This window comes from Catellatospora aurea, assembly GCF_042663325.1.
GTDB lineage: Bacteria > Actinomycetota > Actinomycetes > Mycobacteriales > Micromonosporaceae > Catellatospora > Catellatospora aurea.
Map to the genome: position 1 here is coordinate 14,288 of NZ_JBHTAC010000018.1, position 19,314 is coordinate 33,601.

Sequence of the window (19,314 nt, forward strand, 5' to 3'; positions counted from 1 at the left end):
TTTCCAAAATGCCCAACGCCGATCGCCCCACTCGGGAAACGAAGCCCCGGCGGCCACTTCCCGGCCACCGGGGCTTCGAAGGCATCCGGCGGTCAGGCTTCGAGGGGCAGCGCGGCGGCCAGCAGCCGCCACTGCTCGCGGGGCAGGCCCGGCTCGGCGGTCACCACCTGCACCGCCAGGTGGTCGGCACCGGCGTCCAGGTAGGCGGCCGCGCGGCGGGCGATGGCGGTCTCGTCCCCCATCGCGAACACCGCGTCCAGCAGCCGGTCACTGCCGCCCGCGCGCAGGTCGTCCTCCGTGAAACCCAGCCGCAGCAGGTTGTTGGTGTAGTTGGGCAGCTGGAGGTAGAGGGCCAGGTGGCCGCGCGCCGCAGCCATGGCGCGCGCGGCATCGGTGTCGAGCACCGCCTTGAACTCCGGCGCGAGCACCGCCGCCGTGCCGAGGATCTCCCTGGCCTGTGCGGTGTGCTCGGGCGTCACGAGATACGGGTGCGCGCCCGCGGCCCGGTCGCGGGCCAGCGCCAGCATGCGCGGGCCGAGCGCCGCCAGCACGCGGTCGCGCACCGGCACCGGTTCGGCCGCGGCGTCCAGCGCGGACAGGTACTCCGTCATCGCGGTGTACGGGTGCGCGTAGCGCTCGGTGAGCCGGCTGTGGCTCACCCCGAGGCCGAGCACGAACCGGCCAGGAAAGGCGCGTTCGAGTTCGGCCCGCTGCGCGGCGACCTCGACCGGGTCGTGCTCCCAGATGCTGAGGATGCCGGTGGCGATCGTCATCCGGGAGGTCGCCTCCAGCAGCGGGCGCGCGTAGGTGACCGCCGGTCCCCCACCCAGCCAGAGCGTGCCGTAGCCCAGGTCGTCCAGTTCGGCCGCCGCGTCGGTGAACTCGCCGCTCAGCGCCCCGCCGCCGGACCGGAGCGCCTCGGTCCACGCTCCGCTCCACACCCCGATCCGGCCCCATCGATCGTGCCGTGACACGACACCTCCCCCTGTCACATGCTGCGCATCTTGAGGTACCGCTTCATGTCCGGGAACGTGCGCACGAGCACCGCCGTCACCCCGGCCAGCACCAGCCCGGCCATCACCTTCTTGAGCGTCACACCCGTACTCCTGTCTCTCGATCCTCTTCGGCCGGCGCGGCGGCGATCAGCCCCGCCGGCAACGGCAGCGCGCCGGTCAGCGCGGCCGGGCCCAGCTCCCACAACTGCCGTACCAGCGCCACGGCGGGCGCCACGGCGGCCTCGACCGGCGGGCTCAGCCCCATCCGCTCGCTCAGGTCGGCCGGTTCGCAGCCGACCAGCAGCACCCGACCCGGGGCGCTGCCGCAGCTGTCCAGCAGGTCGAGCACCCGCTGCGGCTGCATGCCGTGCGGGTCGACCAGCACCGGGCCGTCGTCGGCCCGCCCGGCGGCCCGGTCGGCGGCGCTGACCTCCAGCAGCCGCACCGTGCCCGGGGCGTCACCGCGGCAGTCGACGTCGATCAGGACGGTCGCGTCGTAGCCGGCCATCAGGTCGTACGCCAGATGCACCCCGCGGATGCCGTAGTCGGCCACCCGCAGCCAGGTCGGGCACGGCCCGGTCAGCAGCCGCGACGCCACCGCGACGCCGAAGCCGTCGTCTCCCAGGAAGATGTTGCCCAACCCGGCCACCAGCACCTTGCGCGCATTCACGTGGACACCACCGTGACCTCCTCGGGGGCGAAGTAGCGGAACCGGCCCTGCAGGATCTGCAGGTCGGCGGCGGGGTCGTCGTCGAGGGTCACGGCCAGGTGCGTCGAGCCGTCGACGTCGAGCAGCACCGCCTGCACGGTGGCGACCCGGTCGACCAGGAACATGTCCTGCGCATCGCTGCGCCGCCCGCCCGGGTGCAGGCGCACCTTGCTGCCCTGGCCGACCGGGGTGCCGTCGATGACCACGGTGTCGGTCGCCGGATCGACGGAGGAGTCCGCGCCCGGGTCCCACCAGGGGCGGTCGGTGCCGAACACGTCAGGCCCGGTGGCGGGCGCCGGACGCAGCTGCCGGATCGCCCCGTGCAACCGCTCGAACACCTCCGGCGGCAGCGTCTCGGCCCGGCCCAGCAGCGCCTCGCCGCGCGGGTCGGTGGCGCGCACCCGGCGTTTCTCCTCGTCGGTGAGGGTGAGCGTACGCAGCACCAGCAGCTCGTCGATCTCCAGCGCGTCGTACATGTCGCCGGGGCTCTCCGGCGCGACCACCGGGTGGTCGTACAGGATCACCGGCGCGGACAGCATCACCTCGCGGCTGCCCTCCGGGCCCAGCATGACCGGCCACGTCCTGATGTTGCGGCACTCCTGCACGGCCGTCTTCGCCCACTCCGGCGGGTCGAGCAGCGACACGAAGTTGCCCGCCGTCAGCGCGAACACGCTGTGCGCCGCGATCAGCGAGTACCGCAACGCCTCCGGCCGCCCCAGCCCGCCCACCTGCGCCGCTTCCGGCGAAGCGTTAAGAAGGTGCCCTTCCTCTACGTAAACCGATGTGCAGAGCTGCTGCTCGTCTCGCTGACGCGAGCCGACGATGCCCTTCCTTTGGCTCAGGTTGGTGACGGTGGCGGTGAGGCGGAGCAGGCCGTAGGGGCCGGGGAGCGGATCGGCGTGGAGGCGGAGCTCGGCGCGCAGGGGGTGGCGTACGCGGTGGAGGCGGACCGATGGGGACAGTTGTTCGGTTTCGGTGCCGCCGGGGATGGTGAAGGCGTGTACGTGGTCACCGGCCAGGTCGGCGAGGGGGATGACGAGGTCGGCGGATTGTTCGACGGTTTCGTCGAAGGGCAGGTGGATGGTGCCGTCGACCTCGGCGGAGGGCACCGGGTGGTAGCCGTCGCCGGTGTCGGTCTCGACGGTGCGGGACTGGGCCTGCAGGAAGCGCACGCGCCAGTGCAGGCGGGTGTCGGGGCGGGGCTCGGCCAGCAGCTGGGTCTGGCACCAGGTGTACTCGCCGAGGGCGTCGTCGGCGTAGGCGGGCGGGACCAGGACGCCGAACTGCCAGCGCAGCTGGTTCTTGGCCGCGTCGGCGCGGTACGGGTAGAGCAGGTACCCCTCGTAGAGCACCGCGTCGGCGACCGCGCGGGCCTGCTCGAACGCTTCGCTCAGCGCGGTGTCGGGCACAGGCCGTCCTCCTTCGCCGCGAGCAGGGCGCACAGCGCCTCGTCGGCCGTCGGCACCGCGTGCCGGGCCTGGTGGCGCAACAGCGCGTCGACGGTGTCACGGCGCAGCCGAAGCCAGGCCGTGTCCGGGAAGTACAGGTCCATCAGCTCGCGCCACACGGCGACGGGCAGCGCGTACGCCGCCTCCCGGTCCCACGGCACCCGCCCGACCTGCACCCCGCCGGGTCCGGCCTCGAACAGCGTGCCGCTGAACAGCAACGTCATCGGCACCGTGCCCTCGGTGAGCGCGTGCAGGTATTTGCCCAGCCCCGGTTCGAGGTCGTACGTGCAGGGCACCATCAGGTCGAACTCGGTCTCGCCGGTGAACCCGGGCACGGTCACGCCGACGGTGGCGAAGTGCAGCGCCTGCATGCTGGTCGCCCAGCGGGCGGGTGCGCCGAAAACGTAGTCCAGGCCCTGCGCCTCGGACTCGGAGTAGGTCCGGGCGCGCGGGTCGATGCGCAGCTGGCAGCTGAGCACGAGCGCGTGCACGCGGACCTCCGCCGGGGCGGAGATGCGCAGGCGGAAGCGCAGCGTCGGCCCGGCGGCCCACGGCAGCGCCTGCGCGTCCACGCAGGCGAACGACAGCTCAGCCATGCCCCACCCCCACGGGCGTGCCCGCGTTCTCGCGGACCTGGGCGAGCCAGCCGTCGATCGCCGCCCACGCCTCCTGCCCGCCGTCGAAGCCGCGCCAGAGCCGGCGGACCAGCCCGACCAGGCGGTAGCAGACGTCGACCGGCACCACGTAGGCCTCCGGCCCGTCAGGGCCGCGGTGCAGCAGCAGCGCCAGCACGTCGGGCGGCAGCTGGGCCGTGTACGGGTGCCGGGCCAGCACCTTCGCCCATGCCTCGGGCGGCAGCTGCGACTCGGTCGCCCCGGCCGGGCTCGGGTAGAGCGCCACCGGCTGCCCGAGCGCGCTGTTGACGAACACGAACGTCAGCCGCACCGGCACGTCCAGCCCCGCCCAGTCCAGGTCGGACAGTGGGAAGTCGGGCAGCGCCACATGCTCGCGCGGGATCGCGGCGAACCGGCGCGCCCCCGCCGGCTCCTCCCGCGGGCCGGGCCGCCGCTCGTCGGCGGGCACGAACAGCAGGTAGCAGGGACGGCAGGCACACGGCAGCGATCTGCTCGCCAGGTCCACCAGATGGTCGTGCTCGGCCGGGATCGCGGCAGCGCACAGCTCGCAACGTTCCTGCGCCGCCTGCGCGGTGGCGGCTGGCGGCGCGGACGCGGTCAGGTACCGCCGCAGCGCGGTCATGCGGACGCGCCGGTCGGCGCCTTGGGCCGACGGCCGATCTGCAGCAGCTTCTGGGCCGGTGGGGCCTCCTCCAGCACGACCTCGACGATCTCCGGCGCGGCCTGCTGCACCAGGCGGGAGACCAGCTCGCCGGCCGTCTCGCCGGTGCTGCCGCAGCCGCTGCCGCAACCGCCCGCGGTCGCGATCCGGGCGGTGCCCGCGGCGTCGATGTCGAGCAGGGTGAACTCGCGGCCGAGCCGCCTGCGGGCCCGGTCCAGCGCCACCAGGACCCGTTCCTCGATCGGCACCGGATGCAGGCCGTACAGCGCCAGCAGGCCGCCGACCAGCTCGTCCTCGGCCAGCACGCGCAGCTCCTCGGTGACCCCGGGCACGGTGACCAGGCCGTCGAGCAGCCGGGCGAGCCCGGCCTCGTTGAGGTGCAGCAGCTCGCGGACCACCCCGTCGGCGGCGGTGCGGGCGGCCTGCCCACCCGCGCTCTCGACTTCTCCCAGCAGCCCTTCGACGCGTACGCCCACGGTGTGCGGATCCAGTGCCAGTACCCGGTCCATGTGTTGATCGCTCATCACGCGGCGCCCGATGCGAACGCGTGCGGGGTGTGCAGCTTCTTGAGCACCGAGCCGTTGCCGGTGTACATGTGCACGCCGCAGGGCAGGCACGGGTCGAAGCTGCGTACCGCGCGCATGATGTCGATGCCCTTGAAGTTCTCCTGCGAGTTCTCCTCGAAGATCGGGGTGTTCTGCACCGCGTCCTCGTAGGGGCCCGGCGTGCCGAAGCGGTCGCGCACGCTGCCGTTCCAGGGCGTCGGCGGGTACGGGTGGTAGTTGGCGATCTTCCCGTCGCGGATGACCATGTGGTGCGACAGCACGCCGCGCACGGCCTCGGTGAAGCCGACGCTGTTCGCGTCCTTGGGGACTTTGAACGGCTCCCAGGTCTGGGTGCGCCCGGCCCGCACCTCGGCCAGCGCCTTCTCGCAGGCGTGCAGCGCCACGGCGGCCGCGTACGCCTGGAAGTAGGTGCGGGCGCGGTTGCGCTCCAGCGCGTTGCTCCACTTCGGGATCTTCCACTCGAAGGTGGCCTCGGGCCGGGTCAGCGTCTTCGGTAGGTTGATCACGACGCTGTGCCCGGTCGCCTTCACGTAGCCGATGTCGACCAGGCCGGACAGGGCGGTGGACCACAGCCGGGCGATCGGGCCGCCGCCGGTGTCCAGGGCCAGGTGGTCGCTGCCGTCGAACCAGCGCGGCGACATGACCCAGGAGTACGCCCCGTCGAAGTCGCGTTTCTGCGGCTTGGGCAGGGTGTGCTGGTTCCACGGGTGGCGCACGTCGACCGGGTTGCCCAGCGGGTCCCGTTTGACGAAGACCTCCTGGCCCTGCCAGTCGTCGTAGTAGGAGCTGCCGAGCAGGATGCGGATGCCGAGGTTGATGTCGACCAGGTCGTTGGTGACGAGCTTGCCGTCGACCACGATGCCCGGCGTGACGAACATCTTCTTGCCCCACTCGCTCATCCGCTCGTAGGTGAAGTCGCAGTGGTCGGGGTCGTTCAGCGCGCCCCAGCAGCCCAGCAGCACGCGCCGCCGGCCGACCTCCTCGTAGCCGGGCAGCGCGTCGTAGAAGAAGTCGAACAGGTCGTCGTGCATGGGCACGACCCGCTTCATGAACTCGACGTAGCGCATCAGCCGGGACAGGTAGTCGGTGAACAGCTGCACCGTGGCGACCGTGCCGACGCCGCCCGGGTACAGCGTGGACGGGTGCACGTGCCTGCCCTCCATCAGGCAGAACATCTCCCGGGTGGACCGGCTGACCTGCAGCGCCTCCCGGTAGAACGCGCCTTCCAGCGGGTTCAGCGAGGTCATGATCTCGGCGATGGTCTTGTATCCGTGCTGCTCGGCGTGCGGCGCGGGGGTGTTCTTGGCCTTCTCCCACACGCCCGGGTTGGTCTCGCGGACCATCTTCTCGCAGTAGTCGACCCCGACCAGGTTCTCCTGGAAGATGTTGTGGTCGAACATGTACTCGGCGGCCTCGCCGAGGTTGACGATCCACTCGCCCAGGTGCGGCGGCTGCACGCCGTACGCCATGTTCTGGTTGTAGACCGAGCAGGTGGCGTGGTTGTCGCCGCAGATGCCGCAGATCCGGCTGGTGATGAAGTGGGCGTCGCGCGGGTCCTTGCCCTTCATGAAGATGCTGTAGCCGCGGAACACCGACGAGGTGCTGTAGCACTCGACGACCCGGCGGGCCTTCCAATCGATCTTCGTGTAGATGCCGAGGCTGCCGACGATCCGGGTGATCGGATCCCACGACATCTCGACGAGGCCCTCCGCGGCCGTCTGCGTCGCCATGCTCGTCCTCAACGCCTTTCTGACTCGATACGGCCGCTGGTCAGCGGTGGTAGCCGGTGGTGAGCTCGGTGCCCCGGTGCCGCCACTTGGGCTCCTTGTCCACGGTCTTGCCGGTGATGTTGCGCAGGCGGCGGATCATCGCGCCGTACACGCCGCTGCCGGCCGAGGACACGGTCGCGCCCGGCGGCTCGTCCATGAACGGCATGAACTTGTCCGGGAAACCCGGCATGGTGCAGCCGATGCAGATGCCGCCCACGTTCGGGCAGCCGCCGACGCCGTTCATCCAGCCGCGTTTGGGCACGTTGCACTTGACGACCGGGCCCCAGCAGCCGATCTTCACGATGCACTCGGGCGTGCCGTAGTGCGTGGCGAACTGGCCCTGCTCGTAGTAGCCGCCCCGGTCGCAGCCCTCGTGCACGGTCTGCCCGAACAGCCACTGCGGGCGCAGCTTGTCGTCCAGCGGGATCATCGGGGCCTGCCCGGCCGCCTGGTAGAGCAGGTAGGTGATCGTCTCGGCGAGGTTGTCCGGCTGGATCGGGCAGCCCGGCACGCACACGATCGGGATGCCCGCCGCCGAGCGCCAGTCCCAGCCCAGGTAGTCGGGCACGCCCATGGCCCCGGTCGGGTTGCCGGACATGGCGTGGATACCGCCGTACGTGGCGCAGGTGCCGACCGCGAGCACCGCGAGCGCTTTGGGCGCGAGCCGGTCAAGCCACTCGCTGGTCGTGATCGGCTGCCCGGTCGCCGGGTCGGTGCCGAAGGCGGCCCAGTAGCCCTCTTCCTTGATCGACTCGTTCGGGATGGAACCTTCGATCACCAGCACGAACGGTTCCAGCTCGCCCCGGTCGGCCTTGTGGAACCAGGACAGGAAGTCGTCCGCGCCGCCGTCCGGCCCGCATTCGAAGTCGATCAGCGGCCAGTGCACCGCGATCTTCGGCAGGCCCGGCAGCGCGCCGAGCGCGATCTCCTCGATGCTGGGCTGGGTCGCGGCGGTCAGCGCGACCGAGTCGCCGTCGCAGCTGAGCCCGGCGTTGATCCAGAGAATGTGGATCGGCTGCTCATCGGTGCCGGCAGGCTGTGCCTGTAGTGCGGTCATCAGCGAACACCCCCTGTGTCATGCGGAACCGGCCAGCTCCGCCACGGTCAGCTCCCACAGCACGTGGCAGGCGGTGGTCTGCGCCTCCTGGATGCGGTGCACCGACGGCGACCGCACGACGAACAAGTGGTCCACGACGCCCGGCTCGGCCAGCCGTCCCCCGCCGCCCCCGCTGAACCCGACGGTGACCATGCCGCAGCGGCGCGCCCGGTCGAACGCGGCGACCAGATTCGGCGAGTTCCCGCTGGTGGAGAAGCCCACGGCGACGTCACCGGGCCGGGCGTGCGCGGCGACCTGCCGGGCGAACACCGCCTCCACGCCGACATCGTTGGCCAGCGCGCTGACCACCGCCACATCGACGCTGAGCGCGTACGCCGCCAGCACCGGCGCGCCGTACCCCGCCGGCGGGTCCGCGAACAGGTCGGCGCAGGCCTGGGCGTCGGTCGCGCTGCCGCCGTTGCCGAACGCGAACAGCCGCCCGCCGGTGTCCAGCGCGACGGCCAGCGCCCGTGCGCACGCGGCCAGCGCCGCGCCCTGCTCGGTGAGCACCTGGGCGCGCAGCGCCGCCGCCTCGCGCAGCTTGCCGGTGGTGGAGACGACCAGCTCGGCCGTGAACGCGTCCACGGCCGGCACGGGCTGCGCGTACAGGAAGGGGTACAGGGCGCCCAGGTGCGCCGGGGCGGCGTTGCTCACCCGGCCACCTCCGGCAGCACCCGGATGGCCTCGCCGGCGTGCACCAGCACGGTGTCGCCGACCCGCGCGGCGACCAGCGCGACGCTGATCTCCTCCGGACCCGCGCCCGCGTCGGCCAGGGCCAGCCCGCCCGCCAGCAGCAGCACCACGGTCGCCGGGACAGCGGTGTCCGAGCAGGTCACACACGACCCGCCGGCCAGGTCGGCCACGGCCCGCAGCTCCGCCGGAATGGCGTGCCTCATGGCGTGGACCCGTCCGGGCCGTGTTCGAGCAGCGCGTGGGTCAGTTCCCAGAGCAGGTGGTACGCCGACACCTGCAGCTCACGCAGCACGAGCGGGTCATCGGCGGGCAGGGTGATCAGGTGGTCCACCGGCGGCCCCGCCCAGAACCGCCCGGCCAACGCGACCGTGAGCAACCCGCGCTCCCCCGCCGCCGCCAGCGCCGCCACGACCGGCCCGCGCGAGGGGTCGGTGACCCGGAGCGTCGGGGCATCGCACACCGCCAGCGCGAGATCGGCCGGGGCGGCGTGGTGCAGTCGGTGGGCGGCGCGGGAGGCGTGGTGGGCCACCGCGGGCAGGGCGCGCTTGCCGACGATCACCGGGTGCACGAACTCGACCGCGATGTGCCGGGCGTCGGCGTCGTCGTCGCCGAAGGCGTGCAGGACACCGCCCGCGCGGAACCGCCGGGCCATCGCCGTCGCGGCCGCCACCAGGTCCGCAGCGGACTCGGCCAGGTCTGCCCCGGGCCGCTCGCGCCGCTGCGCGAGGGCCGTGGTCAGCACCGCGGCCGCGGTCATACCTGCCCCCCGTGGCTAGGTTCCGTCCTGACTCACCATAGCGGCGATATCACCTCAACAGCCGCGAATCGCCCTAGTGGCCCCGGATGCGGGTCGCTCCGCGTGGCGGGCATGCGCGATGATGCCGCGCATGGCGTCCCACCCGGAACATCCCGAGAACGGCACCGGTGAGCCCGAGCTGCCGGAGACCGGCACCGCGGCCGAGCCGGCGAGGCGGCGGCCGCGGCGCGGGTGGCGTGTCGTGCGCCGGGCGGTGCTGCTCGGCGTGCTCTCCGCGGTGCTCACGCTGGTGGGCAGCATCGGCTGGGTACGCTGGCAGGCCGCCGGGCACGTGTACACGGCGCAGGACGTGCCCGAAAGCCCGGTCGCCCTGGTGCTGGGCGCGCAGGTGCACGACAACGGCTCGCCCTCGGGCTTCCTGGAGGCCCGCCTCGACATCGCCCGCCGCCTCTACGAGACCGGCAAGGTGCGCGCCGTGCTCGTCTCCGGCGACCACGGCAAGTGGACCTACGACGAGCCCGACGCCATGCGCCAGTGGCTGATCGACCGCGGGGTGCCCGACCGCAAGGTGGTCGCCGACCATGCCGGCTTCGACACGTACGACTCCTGCCAGCGGGCCGTCCGGGTGTTCGGGGTGCGGCAGCTCATCGTGATCACCCAGAGCTACCACATCGACCGGGCCGTCGCGCTGTGCCGCGAGGCGGGCATCGACGCCACCGGGGTCGGCGACGACACCGCCCGCCGCTTCGGCTCCTTCTGGACCAAGGCGGTCGTACGCGAGCAGGGCGCCTGCGTGAAAGCCATGCTCGACGTGGTCACCGACCGCGACCCGGTCTTCCTCGGCCGCCACGAGACCAGCGTCGAAGACGCCCTCCGCGACTGACCCACCCCAGCCCCGCCCTCCCACCCGCCTGCCGCAACTCTTAAAGAGATGCGGCTTCGGGGCGGCGCAGAAGGCACAACTCTTTAAGAGTTGCGGCAGGCGGGCGGGGCGGGGGCGGCGGGTCAGGGGGTGGCGGCGATGTGGAGGCGGGCGGCGGTGACGTCTTCGAACTCCTTGGTGCGGGCGGTCAGGGCCATGGTGAGGAACTGGCCCGCGTCCTCGCCGACGGGCAGGCGCAGCGGGGGTTCGGGCAGGTCCACCAGGCGGTGCACGGCTTCGGCGAACAGCTCCGGCGGGTTGAGGTCGGGGTTGCCGTGCATGCCGCGCAGGCCCTCGATCATCGGGCCCTCGACCTGCTCGTAGGCGGCCACCCGCTCGCGCGGCATGGCCGCCGACACGCCGTACAGGGTGCTGAAACCGCCGGGCTGCACGATGGTGACCTTCACGCCCAGGTGCGCGGACTCCTGGGCCAGCGACTCGGCCAGGCCCTCCAGCGCGAACTTGCTGGCCGTGTACGCCGCGAGCCCGGGGAACGGCACCATGCCCGCGATCGAGGAGACGAAGACCGCATGCCCGCCGCCCTGCGCCCGCCACAGCGGAAGCACCAGCCGGGCCAGCCGCCACGGCCCGTACACGTTGGTCGCGAACTGCGCCTCCAGCTCCCCGTCGGAGACCTCCTCCACCGCGCCGCACTGGCCGTACCCGGCGTTGTTGACGAGCACGTCGACGCCGCCGAAGTGCCGGGCCGCGGCGGCCACCACGGAGGCGCAGGCGACCGGGTCGCAGACGTCCAGCGCCAGGGTGAGCACCGTGCCGGGGTATCGCTCGGCCAGGTCGGCCAGCGTCTCGGGCCGGCGGGCCGTGGCCACCACCCGCTCCCCGGCCTGCGCCAATCGCTCCACCAGCGCCCGGCCCAGCCCGGTCGAGCATCCCGTCACCAGCCAGCGTCGTGCCATCGGTGCCACCCCTCGCGTCTTCCGCGGTCCCCTGTGGACCGCCGGGTGACCAGACTGGCAGCGGATATGCACGTACGACAATGTAAAATTACGGACGGGAGTGATTCCGCCACATAGCGTGAGTCACGATCGCGAGCGGTACCGCGGCCAGCGCGACCAGCCAGCCCCCGAGTACATCGGACGGCCAGTGCACCACCAGCGCCACCCGGCTCGCCCCCACCAGCAGCGCCCAGCCGCCGACAACCGCCACCAGCGCCGCCCGCTGCCAGCGGGCCCGCAGCAGTGGCCAGGCGAGCACCAGCAGCAGCAACGCCGCGGTCGCGAAGTGGCTGGTGTGCCCGGACGGGTAGGACCAGCCGGCCGCCAGGCCCAGCATCTCCTCCGGCCGGCGCCGGGCCACCAGCGCGTGCACGGTCAACCGCAGCGCCGCGCTGGCGGCCACCGCCGCGCACACGAATCCCAGCTGCGTGAGCAGCCGGCGGCGCAGCAGGAATCCGAGCGTGAATGCGAGCACCGACAGCAGCACCACCGTGTCACCGGTGCGGGTGACCGCGGCCATCGCCGACCGCCACATCGGATACTCCAGCGCCAGCCGGTGCGCGGCCGCGCTGACGACGGCGTCGCGCTCCACCAGCGGTGACCAGGTGGCCTCGACCGCGAAGGTCAGCAGCGCGTACGCCGCCACGGCGGCAGCCGCCGTCCACAGCCAACGACGCCGGACGTCGGGTTGCACCAGCATGGGAAGTTCTTACCGTCCGGCCGTGACGCCGGTCACCCGGGGGTGCCGGAAACTCAGCCGGCCCGGCGGCGCGCCCGGCGGGCGGCCAGCTCGTCGGTGACGCCCAGGGGCAGCACGGCCGGCGCGAACGGGGTGACCGTCGCCTCCTCGACCTCGGTGCCGCGCTCGGCAGGCAGGTGCGACAGCGAGCCCTGGATCTCCTTGAACGCGCCGCCGATGGCGATGCCGAACACGCCCTGGCCGCCCTGCAGCAGGTCCACGACCTCCTCCGGCGAGCGGCAGTCGTACACCGAGGTGCCGTCGGAGATGAGCGTGATGGTGGCCAGGTCGTCGGCGTCGTACGCCCGCAGCGTCTCGATCGCGCGCCGGATGTTCTGCAGCGACACCCCGGCGTCCAGCAGTCGTTTGACCACCTTCAGCACGACCAGGTCGCGGAACGAGTAGAGGCGCTGGGTGCCCGAGCCGGACGCGTCGCGGATGCTCGGCACGACCAGCCCGGTGCGGGCCCAGTAGTCCAGTTGCCGGTAGCTGATGCCGACCGCGTGGCAGGCCGTCACGCCCCGATAGCCGAGCGAACCGCCCTGCACGTCCGAGTCCGCATCCTCCGCGACACCGCCGCGCAACGCGGCCGCACCACCCGGACGACCTGGCTCACTACCAGGCGACTGCGGATCATGGAGCTGGTTCATGCGACTACCTCCCGCTGAGTGTCGACTTGGACCAGCCTATAGCGGATCGCGCCGACCGGCGGGGAGGTAACGCCGCGACACGCCACATTCGAGACCCGGAGCGTCACTTTTCGGTGACTGGATCGTTAGCGGATCCCGCGCTGCGACATGCGGAGCCCGCTACGCGGCCTTAATCGGTCGTCCAGCCTCCGCTGCGCTCCGGCTGGACACCGAGCGGCCGCTCCGACGGGCTCCTCAACTGGCGAAGTCCTCCGGGCGGACCTGCTCCAGGAACTCGCGGAACTTCTCGACCTCGTCCTCCTGCTCGTCCGGGATGATGATCCCGGCCTCGTCGAGCACGCGCTCCGCGCAGCGCACCGGGGCGCCCACCCGCAGCGCCAGGGCGATCGCGTCGCTGGGCCGCGCGGACACCCGCACCGAGTCGCCGATGAGCAGGTCGGCGTAGAAGATGCTGTCCTTCAGCTCGACGATCTCCACGGCCTTCAGCGGCGCCGACAGCGCCTGCAGCAGGTCCCGGAGAAGATCATGAGTGAGCGGCCGGGCAGGCTTGACCCCCTGCTGCTCGTAGGCGATCGCCGTCGCCTCGACCGCGCCGATCCAGATCGGCAGGTAGCGGTCCCCGTCCACCTCACGCAGCAGGACGATCGGCTGGTTGGTGGGCAGTTCGACCCTTACCCCGATCACGCTCAGCTCGCGCACCGTCTCGCCTCCGTCGCGTCTGCCTGGGGCCGGTGTCCGGCGGGCCCGCCTCGCGGCGGACCGTACGACACTGCGCCTCTCAGCCTCTCCTACTGCACGCTACACGCCCACGCGCACCGTCGGCTCGTACGACCGCCGGTCAGCCGCCGAGCGCGTCGTTGAGCCCGGAACGCAGCAGCGCCACGTGCAGGCGCTGCGACAGCACGGTCAGCTCGCGCATCGTCTCGGCCGCCCGGGCGCGGGCGGTGGGATCCTGCTGGCGCATCAGCGGAGCCACGAGCTGGGCGTAGAGCCCGGCCTCCCGGTCCGCCGCGACCCGGTACGCGCGCAGGTGCCGGGGCTCGACGCCGTACTCGGCGAGCTGCCCGGCGACCTCGGCGACCGCCAGCGCGTCGCCGTCGAACCACTCCCCGGCCCGCGCGGTGACCAGCCCGTGCCGCTCCAGGTCGGCCAGCAGCGCCTCGGTGATCCCGGCGCGGTGGCACAGCTCCTGGCGGCGCAGCCGCTCCTCGACCGGCTCCGCCACGGCCTCGGGCCGGTGGTCGTCGCCGACCGCGACCAGAGTCGGCCGCGCCTGGGTCAGGTGCGCGCCTTCGGACAACTGCTCGCGGATGACGCGCAGGGGCAGATACTGGTCACGCTGCGCGGCAAGGATGAAACGCAGCCGCGCCACATCCTCGCGGCTGTATTTGCGGTAGCCGGACGACGTGCGCTGCGGCTCCACCAGACCCTCCGTCTCGAGGAATCGCAGTTTCGAGATGGTGATGTCCGGAAAATCGGAACGCAGCAGCCCGAGCACCTCACCGATGCTCATCAGCGCCTGTGCCCGCGCCGCCCCGCTCCCGCCGCCGGCCGACGCCGGCACCGCTGCTGTCATGCCTCCTCGGCGCGCGGGCCGGCCACGTACAGCAGGCGGAACTTGCCGACCTGCACCTCGTCGCCGTTGTTGAGCGTGGCCGACTCGACCCGCTCCCGGTTGACGTACGTGCCGTTGAGGCTGCCCACGTCGCGCACGGTGAACGTGGACCCGTCCCGGTGGAACTCGGCGTGCCGGCGGGAGACCGTCACGTCGTCGAGGAAGATGTCGCTGTCGGGGTGACGGCCACTGGTCGTCACGTCGTGGTCGAGCAGGAAGCGGGCGCCCGCGTTGGGGCCGCGACGCACCACCAGCAGGGCCATGCCCGGCGGCAGCTGTCCCGAGACCCGCCCCGGGGCTACGTCAGACTCCGGCCCTTCCAGCGCCTCCTCCAGGGAGCCGAGGTGCAGGGTCGACGTGACGTCGAGCTGGGGGAACTCGTCGTCTGGTCGCGTCATCGGACCACCTCACGGTCATATCGGCCACGTATCCGTGGAACTGCTATGGGCACCGGGTAGGGCATTACTCGACGTCAGCGGCGAGCTTAGGCAGCGAGCCTAGCGACCCTGGAAATGAAGGGTCAACCGGACTCGCGGGTCCCGATTCACGCCCCTGAATGAAGGTTCAGCTCTGGGTCAGCTCACGGTACGCCGCCGCGTCGAGAAGCGCATCCAGCGCGGACGGGTCGGCGATCTCGATTTCGACCAGCCAGCCCTCGCCGTACGGGTCGGTGTTGATCAGGTCGGGCGAGTCCACGAGGGCCTCGTTGCGGGCGGTCACGGTGCCGCTGAGCGGGGCGTAGATCTCCGAGACGCTCTTGGTGGACTCGACCTCGCCGAAGGAATCGCCCGCCGCCACGGCCTGGCCGGTCTCGGGCAGCTGCACGTACACGATGTCGCCCAGCGCGTCCTGCGCGAAATGGGTGATGCCGACCCGGACCGACCCGCCCTTCGTGGTGACCCACTCGTGCTCGGCGGTGTACTTCAGGTCCTCAGGAATCACGGTCGTGCCCTTTCGCTCCAGGCCGTCGTGTGGCCGTGCCCGTCAGGAGACGGGCTTCGCGTACTCCAGGTTCGGCGTGCCCCGCACCGTGGTGATGTCGACCGGGTGCGGATCACTGACGATCACGTTACCGCCGTCGCCGCGCACATCGTCAACCACCCCGCCGCGGAACTCCATGGCCTTGTCCAGGTCCTCCGGGCCGATCGCGGTCACCGTGTACGGCCCGGTCAGCCGCACTCCATCGACCTCGATGCCACCGCCGCCGGCGCCGACGAAGTGGGTGGATGCGATCACCCGCACCGAGCCGCCGGTCCCGTCGACCTGGATCGCCTCCGCGCCCGCGCCGCGCAGTTCCTGGACCGCGTTGACCAGGTGCTCCGCGGTGATCGGCTCGGCGCCGTCGGAGAAGGTCAGGGTGATGCCGGAGCCCTGGGCCTTGAGCGTGCCCGCCAGGATGCCCAGGTCGTCGGCGCGCTCCTGCGCCTCCTTGAGGATCTGCTCCCGGCTGGACGCGCCGGAGGCCAGCTCGCGCTTGTTCGCCTCCAGCTCGGCGATGTCCTGGCGCAACCGGGCCGCCCGCGAGTCGAGGTCGGCGAGGATGACGTAGAGGTCCTCCTCGCGCAGCGACTGGTAACCCTCGTCCGCCGAGTTGCTCTTGAGCTGGACCGCCAGCGTGAAGCCGAGCAGCACCAGCAGCAGGCCGATGACGGCGCCCGCACCACTGAGCCGCCGCTTCGCGGTGCCGTCCGCGGCGTGGTGTGGAGCCTCGTCGGAGGCATCCGGCGTCGGCTCCGGCCGCTCCTCCGCCCCCGTGTCCCCCGGTTCCGGGGTGGCGGCCGCCGCGGTGTCCGCGGCGTCGGCGGGCGCGCTCGACACGGGCACGGTCGGCTCGTCGCCCTGCCCGGGGTCTGTCGGCTGAGTCTTCTCGTCGCTCACCGCTGCACCTAAGCCTTGAACAGCCGGCGTCGGATCGCCGCCACGTTGCCGAAGATCCGCACGCCGAGCACCACGACGACGCCGATGGACAGCTGGCCGCCCACTCCCAGCTTGTCACCGAGGTACACGATGAAGGCCGCGACCAGGACGTTCGAGATGAACGAGATGACGAACTGCTTGTCGTCGAAGATCCCGTCGAGCTTGGCGCGCAGGCCGCCGAAGACCGCGTCCAGCGCGGCCACCACGGCGATCGGCAGGTAGGGCTGCAGCGCGTCCGGAACGGTGGGGTTGAGCACGACGCCCAGCACCACTCCGGCGATCAACGCCAGTACTGCGATCACTTGCCACCTCCCGAGGGCGAGGTTGAGGGTGCGGGCGAGCCGGAGGGCGAGGGCTGCGGCACGCGGGCGAACTGCAGCCGCGGCATCACCGCCGCCGGCAGCTCCAGGTCGTCCTTCTCGTCGACGTCGAAGCCGACCTCGAAACGCTTGTCGTCGCGCAGGTTGCGGAAGTTCTCCGCGGCCGCCGAGTCGTTGAACTTGTCCGCCATGTCCGAGGGCCCGATCGCGGCAACCGAGTACGGGCCGATGATGTGCGCGTTGCCGATCAGGATCGCCGAACCGGCGGTGCGGATCGGGGTGACCGAGGTCAGCCGCCGGCCGTTGACCGAGATCGCCTCCGCGCCGGCCGCCCAGAGCGCGTTCGTGACCTGCTGCAGGTCGTAGTCGAGCACGCGGGCCAGCCGCTCGGTGCCCGCGTTGGGACCGTCGGTGAGGGTGACCACCACGCCGTCGCCGGTGACCTTGCGCACCCCGGTCGCGGCCTCCAGCTCGCGCAGCCGGCCGATGGCCGTGTCGTCCAGCGCCTGCTCCCGCAGCCGGTTCACCTCGTCCTGGAGGCCCTCGGCGGTCTGGTCGAGCTTGTCGGTGTCCGCGGTGCGCCGCTGGATGTCCTTGATCAGCTCGGTGCGGGTGGTGGCCCGCGCCGGCGCTCGCGCGATGACCTGCTGGTAGGCCACGGTGAGCAGCACGCCGATGAGCACGCAGGCGATCACCGTGAAGCCGCGGCGGGTCCACCGGGTGGCGGGCGGCAGCGGGCCGCGCTCGCGACGGGCCCGAGCCGCGTCGGTGTATCCGCCGTCGAGCGGGTCCTGGAACAGGTCGGTCAGCATGTCCGTCTGCCACACCCGCTGCCCCGACGGCGGCGTGGACACCTGCCGCGACAGCTCCGACTCCGAGCCGCCGCTCACGCCGCCACCTGCCGGGAGCGTCGCACCACCGCGGCGAACTGCACGAGGTAGAAGATGCCCGCGATCCAGTACAGGACGATGCCCCACCAGCACAGCGCCCAGCCGCTCGCGTACGCGACGGTGTGCACCGGGCCCGTCGGCACGGCCCAGGCGAGCAGCAGGATCGGGAAGCCCATCAGCAGGATGAAGGTGGCCGTCTTGCCGATGTAGTGCACGGGCAGCGGGCCGTAGCCGAGCCTGCGCAGCACCGGGAAGGTCAGCATCAGCAGCACGTCGCGGGCCAGCAGCGCGACGGTGAACTGCCAGGGCACGATGTCGCGCACGGTGAACGCGAGCAGCGTGGCGAGGATGTAGAGGCGGTCGGCCGCCGGGTCGAGCAGCTCGCCGACGCGGCTCACCTGGCCGAGCCGGCGGGCCAGATAGCCGTCGATCCAGTCGGTGGTGCCGCCCAGGCCCAGCACGGCCACGGCCCAGCCGATCTCGTCGGCGACCAGGAAGAGGTAGAGGAAGACGGGCACGCCGAGCAGGCGGGCGAAGCTGATCAGGTTGGGGACGGTGAGGATGCGATCGCGCGATGTCACGCGCGTCTCGCCCAGCGGCTGCTGAGCCACCGAGGCCTCCCCTCCGCCGCCGGCTGCAAAAGCGACAGCCGGCGCAGGCCGGCCGTATTCACCCGAATCTGAAGGACATGATCCGCCGATTCACGACCCCCAGTTGTACCACGTTGCCCAGGGTGGCTGCCGACACGGCGGCAGGCGTCGGCGACGGTGCGGGAAAAGGGCGTACCCGCAGTGCAGGTACGCCCTTTTTGTCCATTTTTATCAGAGGGCGGTGCAGACCGGCGCCGGGGTGCCGTTGGTGCCGGTCTGGCTCGCCAGGAAGCCGGCGGCCGTGCCCGCGCCCGGCGCCAGCAGCCCGTTCCAGCTGACGTTGAGCACGGTGACCGAGGAGCCGGTCTGGGTGAACTGGCCGTTCCAGCTCTGCGTGATCACCTGGCCGTTCGGGAAGGTGAACCGCACCGACCAGCCGCTGATCGCGACCGTGCCGTTGTTGACCACCCGCAGCTCACCCTGGAACCCGCCCGGCCACTGCTGCCCGACGATCACGTACGTCACCGTGCACGACTTGCCGGCGCCGCCGGACGGGGACGGTGACGGCGACGGCGGGCGCGACGGGCTCGGCGAGACCGAGGGCGACGGCGAGGCCGACGGGCTGGGCGAGGCCGACGGGGACGGCGGGTTCGACGGCGTCACCCCGCTGAGCGCCGCGGTCAGCGCCGGATACCAGCGGTCCGACATCTTCTGGTCGCCGGCCGCGTTGGGGTGCACCCCGTCGTAGGTGTCGGTCGCGGTGTTGAAGTTCGTCCACTGGTCGACCACGGTGATCGGGGACTGCGCGGTGGTCTTGCCCGCCGCCCAGGACGGGATCGCGTTGTTGAACGACACCACCCGCGCGGCGCACTCGGCGCAGCTCGACGGGTTCATCGGAATGATCTTCGCCACCAGGATCTTCATCGCCGGGTTACTCGCCCGCATCTGGTCGACCAGCTTGCCGAAGGCGGTGAGGATCTGCGTGCTGGGCAGGTTGGACCACACGTCGTTGGTGCCGAGGTGCATCAGCACGACGTCCGGCAGGGTGGCCGACAGCCAGCCGACCAGCTGGTTCTGGTTGGCGATGTTGGTGGCCAGGTAGCCGCCGTGGCCCTCGTTGTCGCCGTCGTGGGCGACCCCGCAGCCCTGCGCCGGCAGTGTGCCGACCATGTCGACGTTGGTGTAGCCGGTGCTCTGCAGCCGGTTCCACAGCGTCGCCCGCCAGCAGCCGGGCGAGCCGGTGATCGAGTCGCCGAGCGCCATGATGCGGGTCGGGGCGGCGGCGGCGCTGCCGGTGGGAGCGGCGACGACGACGGCCGTCGCGGCCACGAGTGTGCCCAGCAGCGCCATCAGCGCTGCCCTCACGGTGGGCCTGGACATGAGCGA

25 protein-coding genes are annotated in these 19,314 nt (G+C 71.9%); 1 reads left to right on the plus strand and 24 read right to left on the minus strand.

Features of this window, described 5'->3' with window-relative positions; genetic code table 11:
* Positions 1–92: 92 nt before the first annotated feature.
* The 12 genes from ACFQO7_RS18980 to ACFQO7_RS19035 are packed head-to-tail and all read right to left on the minus strand — an operon-like array spanning position 93 to position 9,329.
* The gene (locus tag ACFQO7_RS18980) at positions 93–974 is read right to left on the minus strand and encodes an LLM class F420-dependent oxidoreductase (RefSeq protein ID WP_376807596.1); all 882 of its coding nucleotides are present in this window, start codon (positions 972–974) and stop codon (positions 93–95) included.
* Between the two features lie 14 nt (positions 975–988).
* Positions 989–1,096, minus strand: a complete 108-nt coding sequence (locus tag ACFQO7_RS18985; RefSeq protein WP_376807597.1) for a DUF6893 family small protein — start codon at positions 1,094–1,096, stop codon at positions 989–991.
* Positions 1,093–1,665, minus strand: coding sequence for a hydrogenase maturation protease (locus ACFQO7_RS18990; protein WP_376807598.1), 573 nt, complete (start codon positions 1,663–1,665; stop codon positions 1,093–1,095). The genes ACFQO7_RS18985 and ACFQO7_RS18990 overlap by 4 nt, the downstream gene beginning before the upstream one ends.
* Positions 1,662–3,113 (minus strand): hypothetical protein, encoded by a 1,452-nt coding sequence (locus ACFQO7_RS18995; RefSeq protein WP_376807599.1) that lies wholly within the window; start codon positions 3,111–3,113, stop codon positions 1,662–1,664. Before ACFQO7_RS18995 ends, ACFQO7_RS18990 begins: the two co-directional genes overlap by 4 nt.
* Complete coding sequence (locus tag ACFQO7_RS19000) at positions 3,095–3,748, minus strand: DUF6084 family protein (protein ID WP_376807600.1); 654 nt, start codon at positions 3,746–3,748, stop codon at positions 3,095–3,097. Before ACFQO7_RS19000 ends, ACFQO7_RS18995 begins: the two co-directional genes overlap by 19 nt.
* Positions 3,741–4,409 (minus strand): DUF5947 family protein, encoded by a 669-nt coding sequence (locus ACFQO7_RS19005; RefSeq protein WP_376807601.1) that lies wholly within the window; start codon positions 4,407–4,409, stop codon positions 3,741–3,743. Before ACFQO7_RS19005 ends, ACFQO7_RS19000 begins: the two co-directional genes overlap by 8 nt.
* Positions 4,406–4,972 carry a hypothetical protein gene (locus tag ACFQO7_RS19010; RefSeq protein ID WP_376807602.1) on the minus strand — a complete coding sequence of 189 codons (567 nt, stop codon included), beginning with the start codon at positions 4,970–4,972 and terminating at the stop codon, positions 4,406–4,408. The genes ACFQO7_RS19005 and ACFQO7_RS19010 overlap by 4 nt, the downstream gene beginning before the upstream one ends.
* A complete protein-coding gene (locus tag ACFQO7_RS19015) occupies positions 4,972–6,744 on the minus strand; it encodes a nickel-dependent hydrogenase large subunit (RefSeq protein ID WP_376807603.1) in 1,773 nt (590 codons plus the stop codon). The genes ACFQO7_RS19010 and ACFQO7_RS19015 overlap by 1 nt, the downstream gene beginning before the upstream one ends.
* 40 nt (positions 6,745–6,784) lie before the next feature.
* Complete coding sequence (locus ACFQO7_RS19020) at positions 6,785–7,840, minus strand: NADH-quinone oxidoreductase subunit B family protein (protein ID WP_376807604.1); 1,056 nt, start codon at positions 7,838–7,840, stop codon at positions 6,785–6,787.
* Between the two features lie 18 nt (positions 7,841–7,858).
* On the minus strand, positions 7,859–8,533 hold the full coding sequence (locus tag ACFQO7_RS19025; RefSeq protein WP_376807605.1) for a D-sedoheptulose-7-phosphate isomerase: 675 nt from the start codon (positions 8,531–8,533) through the stop codon (positions 7,859–7,861).
* Complete coding sequence (locus ACFQO7_RS19030) at positions 8,530–8,775, minus strand: HypC/HybG/HupF family hydrogenase formation chaperone (RefSeq protein ID WP_360536836.1); 246 nt, start codon at positions 8,773–8,775, stop codon at positions 8,530–8,532. Before ACFQO7_RS19030 ends, ACFQO7_RS19025 begins: the two co-directional genes overlap by 4 nt.
* On the minus strand, positions 8,772–9,329 hold the full coding sequence (locus ACFQO7_RS19035) for a hypothetical protein (protein WP_376807606.1): 558 nt from the start codon (positions 9,327–9,329) through the stop codon (positions 8,772–8,774). Before ACFQO7_RS19035 ends, ACFQO7_RS19030 begins: the two co-directional genes overlap by 4 nt.
* 130 nt (positions 9,330–9,459) lie before the next feature.
* Here ACFQO7_RS19035 and ACFQO7_RS19040 point away from each other — a divergent pair, with 130 nt between their 5' ends.
* Positions 9,460–10,212, plus strand: coding sequence for a SanA/YdcF family protein (locus ACFQO7_RS19040; protein ID WP_376807607.1), 753 nt, complete (start codon positions 9,460–9,462; stop codon positions 10,210–10,212).
* A 122-nt stretch (positions 10,213–10,334) separates the two neighbouring features.
* On the opposite strand, the gene ACFQO7_RS19045 is transcribed toward ACFQO7_RS19040, so the two are convergent.
* The 12 genes from ACFQO7_RS19045 to ACFQO7_RS19100 form a co-directional block, all read right to left on the minus strand.
* Positions 10,335–11,168 carry an SDR family NAD(P)-dependent oxidoreductase gene (locus ACFQO7_RS19045; RefSeq protein WP_376807608.1) on the minus strand — a complete coding sequence of 278 codons (834 nt, stop codon included), beginning with the start codon at positions 11,166–11,168 and terminating at the stop codon, positions 10,335–10,337.
* A gap of 88 nt (positions 11,169–11,256) precedes the next feature.
* Complete coding sequence (locus tag ACFQO7_RS19050; protein ID WP_376807609.1) at positions 11,257–11,907, minus strand: phosphatase PAP2 family protein; 651 nt, start codon at positions 11,905–11,907, stop codon at positions 11,257–11,259.
* A gap of 53 nt (positions 11,908–11,960) precedes the next feature.
* Positions 11,961–12,596: a MerR family transcriptional regulator gene (locus ACFQO7_RS19055; RefSeq protein ID WP_360536826.1), complete on the minus strand. Its 636-nt coding sequence runs from the start codon at positions 12,594–12,596 to the stop codon at positions 11,961–11,963.
* 234 nt (positions 12,597–12,830) lie between these two features.
* A complete protein-coding gene (locus ACFQO7_RS19060) occupies positions 12,831–13,295 on the minus strand; it encodes a bifunctional nuclease family protein (RefSeq protein WP_203698458.1) in 465 nt (154 codons plus the stop codon).
* 139 nt (positions 13,296–13,434) lie between these two features.
* The gene (gene ftsR / locus ACFQO7_RS19065; protein WP_376807610.1) at positions 13,435–14,172 is read right to left on the minus strand and encodes a transcriptional regulator FtsR; all 738 of its coding nucleotides are present in this window, start codon (positions 14,170–14,172) and stop codon (positions 13,435–13,437) included.
* Entirely contained in the window at positions 14,169–14,609 is a 441-nt protein-coding gene (odhI, locus tag ACFQO7_RS19070) for an oxoglutarate dehydrogenase inhibitor Odhl (RefSeq protein ID WP_203698457.1), read from the minus strand. Before odhI ends, ftsR begins: the two co-directional genes overlap by 4 nt.
* Positions 14,610–14,775: 166 nt before the next feature.
* Positions 14,776–15,153 (minus strand): glycine cleavage system protein GcvH, encoded by a 378-nt coding sequence (gene gcvH, locus ACFQO7_RS19075; protein WP_376807611.1) that lies wholly within the window; start codon positions 15,151–15,153, stop codon positions 14,776–14,778.
* A 42-nt stretch (positions 15,154–15,195) separates the two neighbouring features.
* The gene (locus ACFQO7_RS19080) at positions 15,196–16,089 is read right to left on the minus strand and encodes a DUF881 domain-containing protein (protein ID WP_376807612.1); all 894 of its coding nucleotides are present in this window, start codon (positions 16,087–16,089) and stop codon (positions 15,196–15,198) included.
* A gap of 8 nt (positions 16,090–16,097) precedes the next feature.
* Entirely contained in the window at positions 16,098–16,430 is a 333-nt protein-coding gene (locus tag ACFQO7_RS19085) for a small basic family protein (protein ID WP_203698454.1), read from the minus strand.
* The gene (locus tag ACFQO7_RS19090; protein WP_376807613.1) at positions 16,427–17,338 is read right to left on the minus strand and encodes a DUF881 domain-containing protein; all 912 of its coding nucleotides are present in this window, start codon (positions 17,336–17,338) and stop codon (positions 16,427–16,429) included. Before ACFQO7_RS19090 ends, ACFQO7_RS19085 begins: the two co-directional genes overlap by 4 nt.
* On the minus strand, positions 17,335–17,949 hold the full coding sequence (locus tag ACFQO7_RS19095) for a CDP-alcohol phosphatidyltransferase family protein (RefSeq protein ID WP_376807614.1): 615 nt from the start codon (positions 17,947–17,949) through the stop codon (positions 17,335–17,337). Before ACFQO7_RS19095 ends, ACFQO7_RS19090 begins: the two co-directional genes overlap by 4 nt.
* 210 nt (positions 17,950–18,159) lie before the next feature.
* Positions 18,160–19,308 (minus strand): cellulose binding domain-containing protein, encoded by a 1,149-nt coding sequence (locus ACFQO7_RS19100; protein WP_376807615.1) that lies wholly within the window; start codon positions 19,306–19,308, stop codon positions 18,160–18,162.
* Positions 19,309–19,314: the final 6 nt, after the last annotated feature.